Source organism: Cellulomonas septica (genome assembly GCF_012396155.1).
Taxonomy (GTDB): Bacteria; Actinomycetota; Actinomycetes; order Actinomycetales; family Cellulomonadaceae; genus Cellulomonas; species Cellulomonas septica.
On record NZ_JAAXOY010000014.1, the window covers coordinates 1 to 15,044 of the forward strand.

General features: G+C 72.7%; 12 protein-coding genes. 7 read left to right on the forward strand and 5 right to left on the reverse strand.

Annotation, left to right across the window (positions count from 1 at the left end):
* The first annotated feature begins 52 nt into the window (after positions 1–52).
* The 4 genes from kdpB (at position 53) to HGA02_RS01715 (ending at position 6,088) form a co-directional block, all read left to right on the forward strand.
* Positions 53–2,095: a potassium-transporting ATPase subunit KdpB gene (gene kdpB, locus HGA02_RS01700; RefSeq protein WP_210728035.1), complete on the forward strand. Its 2,043-nt coding sequence runs from the start codon at positions 53–55 to the stop codon at positions 2,093–2,095.
* Positions 2,095–2,763 (forward strand): potassium-transporting ATPase subunit KdpC, encoded by a 669-nt coding sequence (kdpC, locus tag HGA02_RS01705; protein WP_168676919.1) that lies wholly within the window; start codon positions 2,095–2,097, stop codon positions 2,761–2,763. Before kdpB ends, kdpC begins: the two co-directional genes overlap by 1 nt.
* Before the next feature lie 80 nt (positions 2,764–2,843).
* Complete coding sequence (locus tag HGA02_RS01710; protein WP_246247299.1) at positions 2,844–5,387, forward strand: DUF4118 domain-containing protein; 2,544 nt, start codon at positions 2,844–2,846, stop codon at positions 5,385–5,387.
* On the forward strand, positions 5,384–6,088 hold the full coding sequence (locus HGA02_RS01715; protein WP_168676924.1) for a response regulator: 705 nt from the start codon (positions 5,384–5,386) through the stop codon (positions 6,086–6,088). Before HGA02_RS01710 ends, HGA02_RS01715 begins: the two co-directional genes overlap by 4 nt.
* Positions 6,089–6,506: 418 nt before the next feature.
* On the opposite strand, the gene HGA02_RS01720 is transcribed toward HGA02_RS01715, so the two are convergent.
* The 5 genes from HGA02_RS01720 to HGA02_RS01740 all read right to left on the reverse strand — a co-directional run bounded on the left by HGA02_RS01720 (position 6,507) and on the right by HGA02_RS01740 (position 12,416).
* Positions 6,507–7,739: an AAA family ATPase gene (locus HGA02_RS01720; RefSeq protein ID WP_168676926.1), complete on the reverse strand. Its 1,233-nt coding sequence runs from the start codon at positions 7,737–7,739 to the stop codon at positions 6,507–6,509.
* A 106-nt stretch (positions 7,740–7,845) separates the two neighbouring features.
* The gene (locus HGA02_RS01725) at positions 7,846–8,172 is read right to left on the reverse strand and encodes a type II toxin-antitoxin system HicB family antitoxin (RefSeq protein ID WP_168676928.1); all 327 of its coding nucleotides are present in this window, start codon (positions 8,170–8,172) and stop codon (positions 7,846–7,848) included.
* Positions 8,173–8,441: 269 nt separating this feature from the next.
* Entirely contained in the window at positions 8,442–8,870 is a 429-nt protein-coding gene (gene arfB / locus HGA02_RS01730; protein WP_168676930.1) for an alternative ribosome rescue aminoacyl-tRNA hydrolase ArfB, read from the reverse strand.
* 7 nt (positions 8,871–8,877) lie between these two features.
* The gene (locus HGA02_RS01735; protein ID WP_168676932.1) at positions 8,878–10,611 is read right to left on the reverse strand and encodes an ABC transporter transmembrane domain-containing protein; all 1,734 of its coding nucleotides are present in this window, start codon (positions 10,609–10,611) and stop codon (positions 8,878–8,880) included.
* Positions 10,608–12,416 (reverse strand): ABC transporter transmembrane domain-containing protein, encoded by a 1,809-nt coding sequence (locus HGA02_RS01740; protein ID WP_168676934.1) that lies wholly within the window; start codon positions 12,414–12,416, stop codon positions 10,608–10,610. Before HGA02_RS01740 ends, HGA02_RS01735 begins: the two co-directional genes overlap by 4 nt.
* A 146-nt stretch (positions 12,417–12,562) precedes the next feature.
* On the opposite strand from HGA02_RS01740, the gene guaA reads away from it, so the two are divergent.
* The 3 genes from guaA to HGA02_RS01755 form a co-directional block, all read left to right on the forward strand.
* Entirely contained in the window at positions 12,563–14,173 is a 1,611-nt protein-coding gene (guaA, locus tag HGA02_RS01745) for a glutamine-hydrolyzing GMP synthase (RefSeq protein WP_343035203.1), read from the forward strand.
* A gap of 8 nt (positions 14,174–14,181) precedes the next feature.
* Positions 14,182–14,583, forward strand: coding sequence for a DUF3817 domain-containing protein (locus HGA02_RS01750; RefSeq protein ID WP_168676936.1), 402 nt, complete (start codon positions 14,182–14,184; stop codon positions 14,581–14,583).
* 11 nt (positions 14,584–14,594) lie between these two features.
* The coding region (locus HGA02_RS01755; protein WP_168676938.1) for a glycosyltransferase at positions 14,595–15,044 on the forward strand (450 nt) is incomplete at its 3' end.

The following is a 15,044-nucleotide window of genomic DNA, read 5'->3' on the forward strand; positions in this document are numbered from 1 at the left end:
AGGGGGATCGGCGCGTAAGGAGCGCGGACCCGGCGGGCTGATCGACCCGAAGATGATGCTGAAGTCGTTGCCGGACGCCTTCCGCAAACTCGACCCGCGCACCATGTGGCGCAACCCCGTCATGCTGATCGTCGAGATCGGGGCGGTATGGGCGACCATCCTGGCGCTGGCCGATCCCAGCTTCTTCGGCTGGGCCATTGTGGTCTGGCTGTGGCTGACCGTGCTGTTCGCCAACCTGGCCGAGGCCGTCGCCGAGGGGCGCGGCAAGGCGCAGGCCGCGAGCCTGCGGGCGACGCAGCGGCAGACGACCGCGCGCCGGGTGGTCGGCGGTGCGGGTGCCGCGACGCCAGCGGCCGTCGATGGTCCGCCGACCGAGGAGGTCCCGTCCTCCGCGCTGCGCGTCGGGGACGTCGTCGTGGTCGCGGCGGGGGAGACGATCCCCTCCGACGGGGACGTCGTCGAGGGCGTCGCGTCCGTCGACGAGTCCGCGATCACCGGCGAGTCCGCCCCCGTGATCCGCGAGTCGGGTGGCGACCGGTCCGCCGTCACGGGCGGCACGGTCGTGCTCTCCGACCGGATCGTCGTGCGGATCACCGCGCAGCCCGGGCAGACGTTCGTCGACCGGATGATCGCGCTCGTCGAGGGGTCCGCGCGGCAGAAGACGCCCAACGAGGTCGCGCTCAACGTGCTCCTCACGACGTTGACGATCGTGTTCCTGCTCGCGGTCGTCACGCTCCAGCCGTTCGCGACGTACTCGGGCGCGACGCAGGACCTCGTCGTGCTCGTCGCGCTGCTGGTCTGCCTGATCCCGACGACGATCGGCGCGCTGCTGTCGGCCATCGGGATCGCGGGCATGGACCGGCTCGTGCGGCGCAACGTGCTCGCGATGTCGGGGCGGGCCGTCGAGGCCGCGGGCGACGTGGACGTCCTCCTGCTCGACAAGACCGGCACGATCACGCTCGGCAACCGCCAGGCCGCCGACCTGCTGCCCGCGCCGGGCGTCGCGGCGGAGGCGTTGGCCGACGCGGCCCAGCTGTCGTCGATGGCCGACGAGACGCCCGAGGGTCGCTCGGTGCTCGTGCTCGTCAAGGAGCGGTTCGGGCTGCGCGCGCGGCCCGACGGCGACCTCGTCGACGCGGTGCTCGTGCCCTTCACGGCACGCACCCGCATGAGCGGGGTCGACCTGCCGGGCGCCGACCGGCGGGTCCGCAAGGGGGCCGCCGCGGCCGTCACGCACTGGGTGCGCTCGACGGGTGGGCACGCGGGTCCCGACGCCGCGGCCACGGTCGACGCGATCTCCGCCTCGGGCGGCACGCCGCTCGTCGTCGCCGAGCAGGTCGGGTCGTCGCCGGCACGCGTGCTCGGCGTGATCCACCTCAAGGACGTCGTCAAGGAAGGCATGCGCGAGCGGTTCGACGCGCTGCGCGCCATGGGCATCCGCACCGTCATGGTCACGGGCGACAACCCGCTGACCGCCCGCGCGATCGCCGCCGAGGCCGGCGTCGACGACGTGCTCGCCGAGGCCACCCCCGAGGACAAGCTCGCGCTCATCCGGCGCGAGCAGCAGGGCGGGCGGCTCGTCGCGATGGCCGGCGACGGCACCAACGACGCACCCGCGCTCGCGCAGGCCGACGTGGGCGTCGCCATGAACACCGGTACGACCGCCGCCAAGGAGGCGGGCAACATGGTCGACCTCGACTCGAACCCGACGAAGCTCATCGAGATCGTCGAGATCGGCAAGCAGCTGCTCATCACGCGCGGCGCGCTCACCACGTTCTCGATCGCGAACGACGTCGCCAAGTACTTCGCGATCCTGCCCGCGATGTTCGTCGGCGCCTTCCCGCAGCTGGGCGTGCTCAACGTCATGCGGCTGCACTCGCCCGAGTCGGCGATCCTCTCCGCGGTCGTGTTCAACGCGCTCGTCATCGTCGCGCTCCTGCCGCTCGCGCTGCGCGGCGTGGGGTACCGGCCCGCGTCGGCGTCCGCGATGCTCCGCCGCAACCTGCTCGTCTACGGCGTCGGCGGGCTCGTCGCGCCGTTCGTCGGGATCAAGATCATCGACCTCGTCCTCTCGCTGCTCCCCGGGATCGCCTGATGTCCACGCTCACCTCGCCCACCCCCGCCGCCCTCCCGTCCGCCGCGTCGGGGCGGCCCGCCACCGTCGTCCCGTTCGTGCGGCAGACGCTCGCCGGTCTGCGCGTGCTGCTCGTCCTCACCGTCCTCCTCGGCGTCGCCTACCCCCTCGCAGTCACCGGCGTCGCGCAGGTCGCGCTCGGCTGGCGGGCCGACGGGTCGCTCGTCGCGGCCGACGGGTCGCACGTGCGGTCTCCGTCCGACGCCGTCGGGTCCGCCCTCGTCGGGCAGGCGTTCGACGGGCCGCGATGGTTCCAGCCGCGGCCGTCCGTCGCGGGCGACGGGTGCGACACGCTCGCGTCGGGCGGGTCCAACCTCGGGCCGAACAACCCCGACCTGGTCGCGACGATCGAGCAGCGCCGGGCCGCCGTGGCGCAGCGCGAGGGCGTCGACCCGGCATCCGTCCCGCCCGACGCCGTGACCGCGTCGGCGTCGGGGCTCGACCCCGACATCTCGCCGGCCTACGCGCGGCTCCAGGTCGCGCGCGTCGCGCGGGAGAACGCGCTGCCCGAGGCGGACGTCGCGGCGCTCGTGGAGCGTTCCGTCGTCGGGCGTGACCTCGGGTTCCTCGGCGAGCCGCGCGTCAGCGTGCTGCGCCTCAACCTGGCGCTGCGGACAATGGGCTCGTGACCAGCCCGGACGGCGCCGCGCGTCGCGGACGCCTCACCGTCTATCTGGGCGCCGCGCCGGGCGTCGGCAAGACGTACGCGATGCTCGACGAGGCGCACCGGCGCCTGTCGCGCGGCACCGACGTCGTCGTGGGCCTCGTCGAGACGCACGGCCGCCTGGGCACCGCCGCGCTGCTCGACGGCCTCGAGGTCGTCCCGCGCCGCACGATCGCCTACCGGGGTCAGGACCTGACCGAGCTCGACGTCGCCGCAGTGGTCGCGCGCCGGCCGCAGGTCGCGATGGTCGACGAGCTCGCGCACACCAACGTCCCCGGCGCCGGCCACCCCAAGCGGTGGCAGGACGTGCACGACCTGCTCGACGCGGGCATCGACGTCGTCACCACCGTGAACGTGCAGCACCTCGAGTCGCTCAACGACGACGTCGAGGCCATCACCGGCATCCGCCAGCGCGAGACCGTCCCCGACGAGGTCGTGCGCGCCGCCGACCAGATCCAGCTCGTCGACCTGCCGCCGCAGGCGCTGCGCCGCCGGCTCGCGCACGGGAACGTCTACCGGGCCGAGCAGGTCGACGCGTCGCTGTCGTCGTACTTCCGCGTCGGCAACCTCACCGCGCTGCGCGAGCTCGCGCTGCTGTGGCTCGCCGACCGCGTCGACGACGCCCTCACCGACTACCGCCGCGACCACCGGATCGACGCGCCGTGGCCCGCGCGCGAGCGCATCGTCGTCGCCGTCACCGGTGGCTCCGAGAGCGACACCCTCCTCCGCCGCGGCGCCCGGATCGCGCAGCGCGCCGCCGGGTCCGAGCTGCTCGCCGTGCACGTCCTCGCGACCGACGGCCTGCCGAGCGCCGGCCCCGCGCGCATCGCCGAGCAGCGGCGGCTCGTCGAGTCGTTGGGCGGCACGTTCCACACGGTCGTCGGGGAGGACGTCGCGACCGCCGTCGTCGACTTCGCCCGCGGGGTCAACGCGACGATGGTCGTCGTCGGCGTGTCCCGGCGTCCGCGCTGGCGCGAGGCGCTGTCCGACAGCACCGGGACGTCGATCGCGCGCATGGCGGGGGCCGTCGACGTGCACCTCGTCACGCACGAGCGCGCGCGGTCCGGACGGTTGTCGGTGCGGCGACGGTCGCCGCTGTCCCGGGCCCGCCGCGTGGCGGGGTGGCTGCTGGCCGTCGTCGGTCCGGTCGCCTTGACCGCAGTCCTCTCCGCGCTCGACGGGGGAGTGACCCTCGCGACCGACCTCATGCTGTTCCTCGCGCTCACCGTCGCCGTCGCGCTCGTCGGGGGACTCTGGCCGGCGGTCGTCAGCGCCGTCGCCGGCTTCGTGCTGCTCAACTGGTTCTTCACGCTGCCGACCGGCCGGCTCACGATCGCGCAGCCGGAGAACGCGTTCGCCCTCGTGGTGTTCGTGCTGGTCGCCGCGGGTGTCGCGTCCGTCGTCGACCAGGCCGCCCGGCGCAGCGCCGAGGCGTTCCGCGCCCGCGCCGAGGCCTCGACCCTCGCCTCGGTCACGCGCGCCGTCCTCACCGGCGACGACACCGCCGACGCCCTCGTCGCCCGCCTCCGTGAGACGTTCACCCTCCGCGCGGTCTCCCTGCTGGAACGGTCCGGCACCCGCTGGGCCGTCCTCGCGTCCGACGGTGCCGAGCCGCCGGCGACGCCCGACGACGTGTCCGCGGTCGTCACCGTCGACGACACGCGCGTGCTCGCGCTCGACGGCCGCGTCCTGCCCGCGTCGGACCGCCGCGTGCTCGACGCCTTCGCCTCGCAGGTCGGCGCGGTCCTGGAGCAGACACGCCTGCGCCGCGCGGCCGAGCAGGCCCGCGTCCTCGAGCAGGCCGACGCGACCCGCACGGCCCTGCTCGCCGCGGTCTCGCACGACCTGCGGACCCCGCTCGCGACGATCCGCGCGTCCGTCGACGCTCTCACCGCGACCGACCTGCACCTCGCCGCCACCGACCGCGCCGCTCTCGTCGACACCCTGGGCGACGCCACCGGCCGCCTCGAACGCCTCATCGACAACCTGCTCGACCTGTCCCGGCTCGCGACCGGCTCCGTCGCCCCCGTGCTCCGCGACGCGTCCCTCGACGAGATCGTCCCCCTCGCCGTCGAGGGCTACCCGCACGACGTCGTGCGCCTCGACCTGCCCGAGACCCTGCCGCTCGTCCGCACCGACCCCGGCCTGCTCGAACGAGTCGTCGCCAACCTCGTCTCGAACGCCGTCCGTCACGCCCCCGCGGGTGCGGCGGTCGTCGTCGCCGCGTCCCCGGTCGGCGCGGACCTGGTGCTGCGCGTGGTCGACACCGGCCCCGGCCTGCCCGACGACTCGAAGGAGCGCATGTTCGAGCCGTTCCAGCGCCTCGGCGACACCAGTGGCACGGGCCTGGGCCTCGGCCTCGCGGTCGCGTCGGGCCTCGCGACGGCCGTCGGCGCCGACCTCCACGCCGAGGACACCCCGGGCGGAGGCCTCACCATGGTCCTCGTGCTGCCCCTCGCCGACGCACCCGCCACCGCGTCCGCGCGCGCCGACGCCGTCGAGTCCGTCGTCGACGACGTCACCGCGCAGGACCGCGATGCACCCGACGCCGACCTCCCGCCGACCACCGACGCGGACGCGACCCGATGACGGACGAGCCGACCCGTCCGGGCGCCCACGTCCTCGTCGTCGACGACGAGCCCGGCCTCGCGCACGCCCTCGCGATCATGCTGCGCGCCTCCGGCTGGCAGGTCACGACCGCCGCTGACGGCGCCCACGCCCTGTCCGCCGCCGCGCACCACCGACCCGACGTGGTCCTCCTCGACCTCGGCCTGCCCGACATGAGCGGCCTCGACGTCATCACCGCCCTGCGCGCCTGGACCCGCGTCCCGATCGTCGTCCTGTCCGCGCGTCAGCACGGCGAGGACAAGGTCGACGCCCTCGACGCCGGCGCCGACGACTACGTCACCAAGCCCTTCGCGATGAACGAGCTCCTCGCGCGCCTGCGCGCCGCCGTCCGCCGCGCCGCCGTCCGGGACGACCCGGGCGAGGCCGTCGTCACCGCCGGCGACCTCACGATCGACCTGGCGCGCGCCCGCGTCCTGCGCGACGGCTCGGAGGTCCGCCTGACGCCGACCGAGTGGGCGATGCTCGAGGTCCTCGTCCGCAACCGCGGCCGCCTCGTCTCGCGCCGCCAGCTCCTCCAGGACGTGTGGGGCCCCGGCTACTCCGACGAGACCCACTACCTGCGCGTCTACTCGGCCCAACTCCGGCGCAAGCTCGAGGACGACCCGTCCCACCCCCGCCACCTCATCACCCACCCGGGCCTCGGCTACACCTTCGAACCCTGACGCCGATCAGGGCGGTTAGTCACGAGTCGCAGCCTGCCCTGATGACGACTGGGCCCTCGGCGCTGTTCGCCGAGGCGCCGCGGAGCCGCAGCGGTGATGAGGCGCAGGGCTGCCGCGGCTACTGCGTGAACGCCGCGCGGGGGGAGCGGCGCGGGTGGACTGCGGACCAAAAATGCGTCAATAACTACTCGTCTGCGTGCTCGGGCAGCCGAGGCCCCGCAAACGAGCGGATACAGCAGGAGATTCGCGAGGGGCGACACTCGGGTGGTGTAACGCATGGGCCGACTGCATAGGATGCACATCCGGTTGGAGCGGTTGGTGACCGAGGGCGATCGAACTGCTCGGAGCGCCTCCCAGTCGCGCTCTTACGCCAGTCGGGTGTGACGCATCGCGGCTGCCGCTACCGCCCTGCGCGCGATCATGGCCTGTAAAGCCCTTGCGCTTCCACCTCGTTCATGAACCGAATGAACGACTTCATCATCGGGTCACGGAACGCGCTCAGGTTGTAGACGCGGTCACCGTCACGCTTCGACACGTCCTGCAGAATGCTCTCCGAGCCCGTTTTCAATTCGCGCAGTGGTCCCGAGAGTGCGGTCTGCTGGACGGGGAGCCCGGTCCGCTCTTCGATGTGCGCCCGAATGGTCTCCAGCTCAAAGAACTCGTCGTCGATCAGCGACATTGAGATAAGGATTTGCTTGCGGTACTTCCGCGGACCCGTGTGCTCGATAGCGCGGGTGTAGACCTCCGCGAGGCGATGTCCATTCTCCTTGAGGTACGCCGCGACGGCCGCCTCGTAATCATCAGCTAGAACGGTGCTCCTTCCTGCCGCGAGGCACGATTCGGCGATATCGAGACAGAGAGACTGGATGAGCGAAGGGGCGCCGGCCGATGTCCGCACAATGCGTGTCAGGATCTCCTCGCCAAGGCTCATGCGAAGGGTATCAAAGCCGCTCGTGATGAGCGCCCTTGCTTCCTCGTCCGTCATTGGACTGATGCGCAATTCTTTGATGAACCTATCTATTCCGCGGTCTGCCGAGACCAGAGCGGCCGAGTCGAGGGTCGTTCCGATCAAAATAATCTGCGGGAAGTTCGAGTCTTGCCCGTGCGTGGTTTTAATGAGGTCTGCAATCTCGGTCCGGAAGTCTTCGCTCGCCCGATGTAGTTCGTCGATCACGAGCGTCATTTTTGCGTCTCGCAAGACGGCTGCGACCTTCGAGTCGGTCGGCGAGTCGACGACGAGACGGCGAACCTTGGTAACTTCACTAGCCTCTTCGAACTGGCCTTCGAAGATCAGTTTGGCGCCAGCAGTCGCTCCGCGTGACTTGGTGGACGACTCTTCGACTTCGACGGTGTAGCCAAGTGACTCGAGTGACATCTTGAAGACATCGCTGATCCGCTTCCCAGACGCCGTAGGAAGGTAGACCATTCTCGGCTCTTCGCCGAGTTCCTGCAGAACCTTACGAACGACGGTTGTCTTGCCCACTCCGTACTCACCGAAAACGACGGGAACCTGGTCCCTCCCAAGGAAGCGCCGGATATCGGCCTCTGCCTCTTCGCGCGCGGCGTACGCGTTGCCTTCATTGAGAGGCAACTTGGTCGGCGTGAAGACATCGCTAGGTTTAGGTGTCTTGGTTGAGGAGAAGATGCCCACCGCGGAAGGCTAGCGCGGACGGTGACGGCTCTGCTGGCGCGGGTACCTGGGCGTGTTGTCGCGTTGGCCACGGAGCTTCAACCTGGACGCCGTCGGGACGCGGGCCTCAGCCCGCGAGACGAGCGGTGACGAGGCGGTTCAGTGAGACGCCCTGCTCGGCAGCCTCGGTCGCGAGGCGGCGGTGCACCTCCGGCGGGATGCGGACCTGAAACCGCCCTGAGTACGAGCGGTCCGCCAGGGGGAGCGGGACGGGCTCGCGGCCGGCGCGCAACTCGTCCAGCACGTCCTGGAGCAGCGCCTCGACGCCGTGCAGGGCGCCCGTGCGGTCGGTGTCCAGCCACGACAGCGACGGGAACTCGGCGACCGTCGCGACGTACGCCTCGTCCTCCGCGGACCAGGTGATCCGGTACGTGTAGTGGTCCGCGGTGGCCATCGATCCTCCGCCGTGCCGTGGAACTGCTGGATGTTCACGCGCGGGTCTCCGGGCCAGGGCGTCGTGAAGACCTGGTGCGAAGAGCCGCGCTGCCGTGGCTCCCCTGAGTAGTGGCGACACACGCGTTCGAAGTCGGCGAACCGCACATTCTTCGGGTTGAGCCGCATGGCGCTGACAAGACGGGCAACATCCGGGACCACCCAATAGTGCCACTAATGGCACTACGCCTCAACGGTCGGCAGGACGCCCCAACAGAGGCCCGACCGTCGTCAGCCGAGGCGGGGGCGTCGGCGCAGTTCCTTGACCGCGCGGCGCTGGCGTTCGCCGGCGGACCGCCGCTCGCGGGACGCTCGGCTCGGGCGGGTGGCCCGGCGGGGTGGGCCCGGGGGAGCGAGGGCCTCGTCGAGGAGCGCGACGACGCGCGTGAGCGCCGCCTCGCGGTTGCGGAGCTGCGACCGGTGCTCGGACGCGGCGACGGTCAGCACGTCACCGCGCAGCCGCGCGGCGAGACGTGAGCGGACGCGCTCCTCCTGCTCGGGCACGGCCCACAGCACGGCGGAGACGTCGACGGACAGCTCGACGCGCGAGTCGGCGGTGTTGACGCCCTGACCGCCGGGCCCGCTCGACCGCGAGAAACGCCACGAGAGGGCGTCGTCCGGGAGGACGACACCCCCTCGCAGAGCGATCGGCGCGATCACGGTCAGGTCACTCGTGCTGCCACGAGTGCCACAGCGCGGCGTAGTCGCCACCCGCGGCGACCAGCTCGTCGTGCGGGCCGATCTCGGTGATCCGCCCGGCGTCGACGACGGCGACACGGTCGGCGTCGTGCGCGGTGTGCAGCCGGTGCGCGATCGCGACGACGGTGCGGCCCTCGAGCACGGCGGAGAGCGACCGCTCGAGGTGCCGCGCGGCGCGCGGGTCGAGCAGCGAGGTCGCCTCGTCGAGCACGAGGGTGTGCGGGTCGAGCAGCACGAGCCGCGCGAGCGCGATCTGCTGCGCCTGGGCGGGTGTCAGCGGGGTGCCGCCGGATCCGACCTCGGTCGTCAGCCCCTCGGGCAGTGCGGACACCCACTCCCAGGCGTCGACGGCCCGCAGCGCGTGCTCGAGCTCGGCGTCGGTCGCGTCCTCCTTCGCGAGGCGCAGGTTGTCGGCGAGCTCGCCGACGAACACGTGGTGCTCCTGCGTGACGAGCGCGACGTGCCCGCGCAGGTCCTCGAGCGGCAGCTCGACGAGCGGTACACCGCCGACCGTGACCGACCCGCCCGTGGGCGGGTGGATGCCGGCGAGCATGCGCCCGAGCGTCGACTTGCCCGCGCCGGACGGGCCGACGACGGCGAGCCGCTCGCCGGACCGCAGGTCGAGGTCGATGCCGTGCAGCACGTCGTGACCCTCGCGGTACGCATAGCGCAGGTCGCGCGCGGACACGTCCTCGTCGACCGGCTCGGCCGTCCCGGGCTCGCGGTCCGGCGAGACGAGCTGCACGCCGACGATCCGCGCGAGCGACGTGGCCGCCACCTGGATCTCGTCGACCCAGAAGATGAGCTCCCACACCGGGCCGCTGACCTGGTACGTGTACATGACGATCGTGGTGACCGCGCCGAGCGACGCGTACCCCTGCGACACGAGGAAGCCGCCCCAGACCAGGACCGCCGCAGGCGCGAGCACGAACGCCAGGTCGATGCCGGGGAACAGCACCGTGCGCAGGTCGAGCGTGACCTTCTCGGCGGCGAACGCCTCCCGCAGGTCGGCGTCGACCCGGGCCTGACGGCGCGGGCCGAGCCGCAGCGCGTCGACGGTGCGCGCCCCCTCGACGGACTCGGTGATCGTGCCGTTGAGCGCCGCGTACGACGCGGACTCCCGCTGGTAGGCGGGCGTCGCACGCTTGAGGTACCAGCGGACGACGAGCAGCATCCCGGGGACGCCGACGAACATCGCGACCGCGACGAGCGGCGAGAGGATCACGCTCGCCACGACCGTCAGGGTGATCGTCACGACCGCGACGATCACCCGCGGCACGCCGAAGCGGACGGCGTGCTGCAGACGGTTGACGTCGTTCGTCGTGCGCGCGACGAGGTCACCGGTCCCGGCGCGCTCGACGGTCGACAGCGGCAGCGACGTCACGGTCGCGATGAACTCCTCGCGGAGCTCGGCGAACACCTTCTCGCCGAAGACCATCGACCGGCGCTGCGCGAACCGGATGAGGACGGTCTGCGCGAGCACGGCGAGGACGCCGAGCCCGATGAGGGTGTTGATGTACGAGACCGTCGTGCCGTCGGTGACGGCGTCGACGAGCCGCCCGAGGATCCACGGACCGGCGAGCCCGGCGACCGCGGCGAGCGTGTGCAGCGTCGCGATGCCGGTGAGGTCGGTGCGGTGCGTGCGGAACAGGCGGCCGGTGTACGCGCGCACCGCCGCCGAGTCGGCGATGGGGAGCTTCACGGTCGTCCTCCTGCGGGCGAGGCGTCGGCGAGGTCGTCGGTGACGACCACACCGTGCGGGGGCGTGTCGGTGTCGAGGTCGCGGCCCACGACCCGGCGGTACGCGGCGGCCACGGCCGGTCCGGCGGCGCCGTCGAGCAGCTCGGCGTGCGCGCCCCGGGCGACCAGGCGGCCGTCCTGGACGAGCTGCACCTCGTCGACGTGGTCGAGCACGAGCGGCGACGCGGTGACGACGAGCGTCGTGCGCCCGCGCCGGTGGTCGGCGAGCCGGCCGGCGATGCGGGCCTCGGTGTGCGCGTCGACCGCGCTGGTCGGCTCGACGAGCACGAGGATCTCGGGGTCCAGGAGCAGCGCCCGCGCGAGGGCGACGCGCTGCCGCTGCCCGCCGGACAGCGAGCGGCCCTTCTCGGGGAGCTCGCCGGCGAGGCCGTCGGGCACGGAGTCGAGCACGTCGTGGGCGTCGGCGAGCGCGATCGCGTCGAGCAACCGCTCCTCCTCGCCCGTGCCGTGCACGTCGAGCTCCTCCCCGAGCGCACCCGAGAACAGGTGCGGCGTGGCCTCGGCGACGACGATGCGCGTCCGCACGTCCTCCTTGTGCAGGTCGGCGAGCAGGACGCCGCCGAGCCGCACCGGCGTGTCCTTCTCCGCCTCGTCGTCGAACCGGCCCATGCGGGTCGCGATCGCGGCGGACTCGTCGGGGTCGGCGCTGACGAGGGCGACGACGCGGCCGTGCTCGAGCACCACGCCGCTCGTCTCGTCGACCAGCGGCGACCCGGCGGGCGGTGCCTCGGCGGTGCCCGGTCGCGCACCCGTCGCCGGCACGACCTGCAGGACCTTGACGACCTTGCCCGCACCCACGTGCGCGCGCGTCGCCGACTGCAGGAACATCGTCGCGTTCTGCACGGGCCACGCGAGGAACGCCGCGTACCCGTAGGTCGCGACGAGCTGACCGGGCGTGATGGTGCCGTCGAGCGCCATGTGCGCGCCGAGCCAGATGAGCACCGCGACGAACATGCCGGGCAGCAGCACCTGGAGCGCGTCGAGCCAGGACTGCGTGACGGCGACCTCCTCGCCGCGGCGGCGGACGCGTTGCGACTGCTCGCGGTAGCGCGCGTTGAAGACGCTCTCGCCACCGATGCCGCGCAGGATGCGCAGGCCGGAGACGGTGTCGGCGCCGAGCGTCGTGAGGCGACCGGACGCCTCGCGCTGGGCGACCTGGCGCTTCTGGAGCGGCTTGACGAGCAGGCCGAGCGCGGCGGCGACGGTCGGCAGGCCGAGCAGGACGACGAGGCCGAGGCTCACGGAGACGCGGAGCATGAGGACGGCGGCGACGCCGTAGGCGACGAGGCTGCCGATGAAGCGGGCGGCGATCGCGTAGATCTCACCGACCCGCAGGGCGTCGTTGGCGACGGCGGAGACGACCTCGCCGGTCGGCAGCTCGGCGGTGATGGCGTGCCCGGAGCGGGCGACGGTCGTCCCGACCAGCTGGGAGGACGTGAACGCGGCGCGCAGCCAGTTCGCCACGTCGTAACGGTGCCCGATCGCGCCGGCCGCGGCGCTGACGATCCCGAGCGCGGCGAGCGCGCCCGCGGCCCGCCACAGGTCGGGGCCGAAGCCGTGCTCGAGGCCGCCGTCGATCGCGCGGCCGGTGAGGTAGGGGAGCAGCGCCTGGCAGGCGAACAGGACGATCCCCAGCAGCACGGCGACCGCGAGGATGCCCCACTGACGACGGGCGAGCCACCAGAGGTAGGCGACGGGACCGGTCAGCGGCGGGGTGCCGGGGTCGGAGAGGGGGAGCGAGCGCACGAGCGTCTACGTTACGACCGGGTACCGACACGCCTCGAACGCTTATCGGCCCGTGTCGGACAGCGCGTGCCGGGGCCCCGGAGTGACGTCCGCCACCGCGCGGACGACCGGGCCGAGGACGCCGCCGCGACGACTACCCTGGGGGCGTGACCCAGACGCCTGAGCCGCTGTCGCCTGCGCACGCGCCGGCGCCCCCCGCGCACCGTCCGGTCCTCGTCGTCGACTTCGGCGCCCAGTACGCGCAGCTCATCGCGCGCCGGGTCCGTGAGGCGAACGTGTACTCGGAGATCGTCCCCCACACGGCCTCCGTCGCGGACCTGCTCGCGAAGGACCCCGCGGCGATCATCCTGTCCGGCGGGCCGTCGTCCGTGTACGCCACGGGCGCCCCGTTCGTCGACCCGTCGCTGTTCGAGGCGGGCGTGCCCGTGCTCGGCATCTGCTACGGCTTCCAGGCGATGGCGCAGGCCCTCGGCGGGACCGTTGCGCAGACCGGTCAGCGCGAGTACGGCGGCACGGCCGTCGAGGTGACCGACGCCGGCACCGTCCTCGCGGGCAGCCCCGAGCAGCAGACCGTGTGGATGAGCCACGGCGACGCCGTGCACGCCGCGCCCGAGGGCTTCGACGTGCTCGCGACGAGCTCCGGCAGCCCTGTCGCCGCGTTCGAGGACCGGGAGCGCCGCCTGTTCGGCGTCCAGTGGCACCCCGAGGTCAAGCACTCGCCGCTCGGTCAGCAGGCGCTCGAGAACTTCCTCTACGAGGGTGCGGGCCTCGCGCCCGACTGGAACCCCGGCAACGTCATCGCCGAGCAGGTCGAGCGGATCCGCGCGCAGGTCGGCGACGCGCGCGTCATCTGCGGGCTGTCCGGCGGCGTCGACTCGTCCGTCGCCGCGGCGCTCGTGCAGAAGGCCGTCGGGGACCAGCTGACCTGCGTGTTCGTCGACCACGGGCTGCTGCGGTCCGGCGAGGCCGAGCAGGTCGAGAAGGACTTCGTCGCCGCCACCGGCGTGCAGCTCAAGATCGTCGACGCGCGCGAGCGCTTCCTGCACGCGCTCGCGGGCCACACCGACCCCGAGACCAAGCGCAAGATCATCGGCCGCGAGTTCATCCGCGTGTTCGAGGACGCGGCGCGCGAGGTGGTCGAGGACGCGGGGGCGCACGGCGAGGCCGTGAAGTTCCTCGTCCAGGGCACGCTCTACCCCGACGTCGTCGAGTCCGGCGGCGGCGAGGGTGCGGCGAACATCAAGTCGCACCACAACGTCGGCGGCCTGCCCGACGACCTGCAGTTCGAGCTCGTCGAGCCGCTGCGCACGCTCTTCAAGGACGAGGTGCGCGCGGTCGGACTCGAGCTCGGCGTGCCTGAGGTCATCGTCTGGCGTCAGCCGTTCCCGGGCCCGGGCCTGGGCATCCGCATCATCGGCGAGGTCACCGCGGAGCGGCTCGACATCCTGCGTGCCGCCGACGCGATCGCGCGCGAGGAGCTCACGAGGGCCGGGCTCGACCGCGACATCTGGCAGTGCCCGGTCGTGCTGCTCGCCGACGTGCGCTCGGTCGGCGTCCAGGGCGACGGCCGCACGTACGGCCACCCGGTCGTCCTGCGGCCCGTCTCGTCCGAGGACGCGATGACGGCCGACTGGACGCGCCTGCCCTACGACGTGCTCGCGACCATCAGCACGCGCATCACGAACGAGGTGCCCGAGATCAACCGGGTCGTCCTCGACGTCACGAGCAAGCCGCCGGGCACGATCGAGTGGGAGTGACCGACGGGATGACGGGAGGACCGGAGCAGGTGAGCACGACGGAGACGACGACGAAGCCCTGGGTGAAGCGCGCCCGCGGGGCGGCCCAGCGGTACCGGGTCATGGCGTGGATCACCGGCACGATGCTGCTGCTGCTCTGCGTCGAGATGATCCTCAAGTACGTGCTGCAGGTGCCCGGGTTCAACGTCGACGGCGACCCGCGGTCGGAGGCCGCGCGGATCATCGCGATGGTGCACGGCTGGGTCTACGTGATCTACCTGGTCACCTGCTTCGACCTGTGGTCGACCATGCGCTGGCGGCTCGGCCGGCTCGTGACGCTCGCCCTCGCGGGCGTCGTGCCGGTCATGTCGTTCGTGCTCGAGCGCCGCGTCCACCGCGAGGCCGTCGCGGCCATCGACGCGCGCGCCTGACCGGGGTCCCCGTGCGGATCGTCCACGTCTCCGACTGCTACGCGCCGCGCACGGGCGGCATCGAGTCGCAGGTCGGCGACCTCGCCGCCCGGCAGGCCGAGCAGGGCCACGACGTGCACGTCCTCACCGCGACGCTCGGCGCCGCGGGGGAGCGCGGGGGAGTCGTCGACGTCGAGCACGGGGTGCACGTGCACCGGCTGGGCGCGCGGCTCCCGTTCGACCTCCCGATCAACCCCGCGGCCGGTCCCCGGCTCCTGCGGACCGCGTTCGACGGCCTGCGGCCCGACGTCGTGCACGTGCACGCGGGCGTGCTGTCGCCGTTCGCGTTCGACGGTGCGCGGCTCGCGCTCGACGCCGGCCTGCCGACGGCGGTGACCTGGCACTGCATGCTCGACGGCACCGTTCCGGCGCTGCGCGGTGCCGTCCGGCGCACGCGCTGGTCCGAGGCCCCGGTCGCCCTC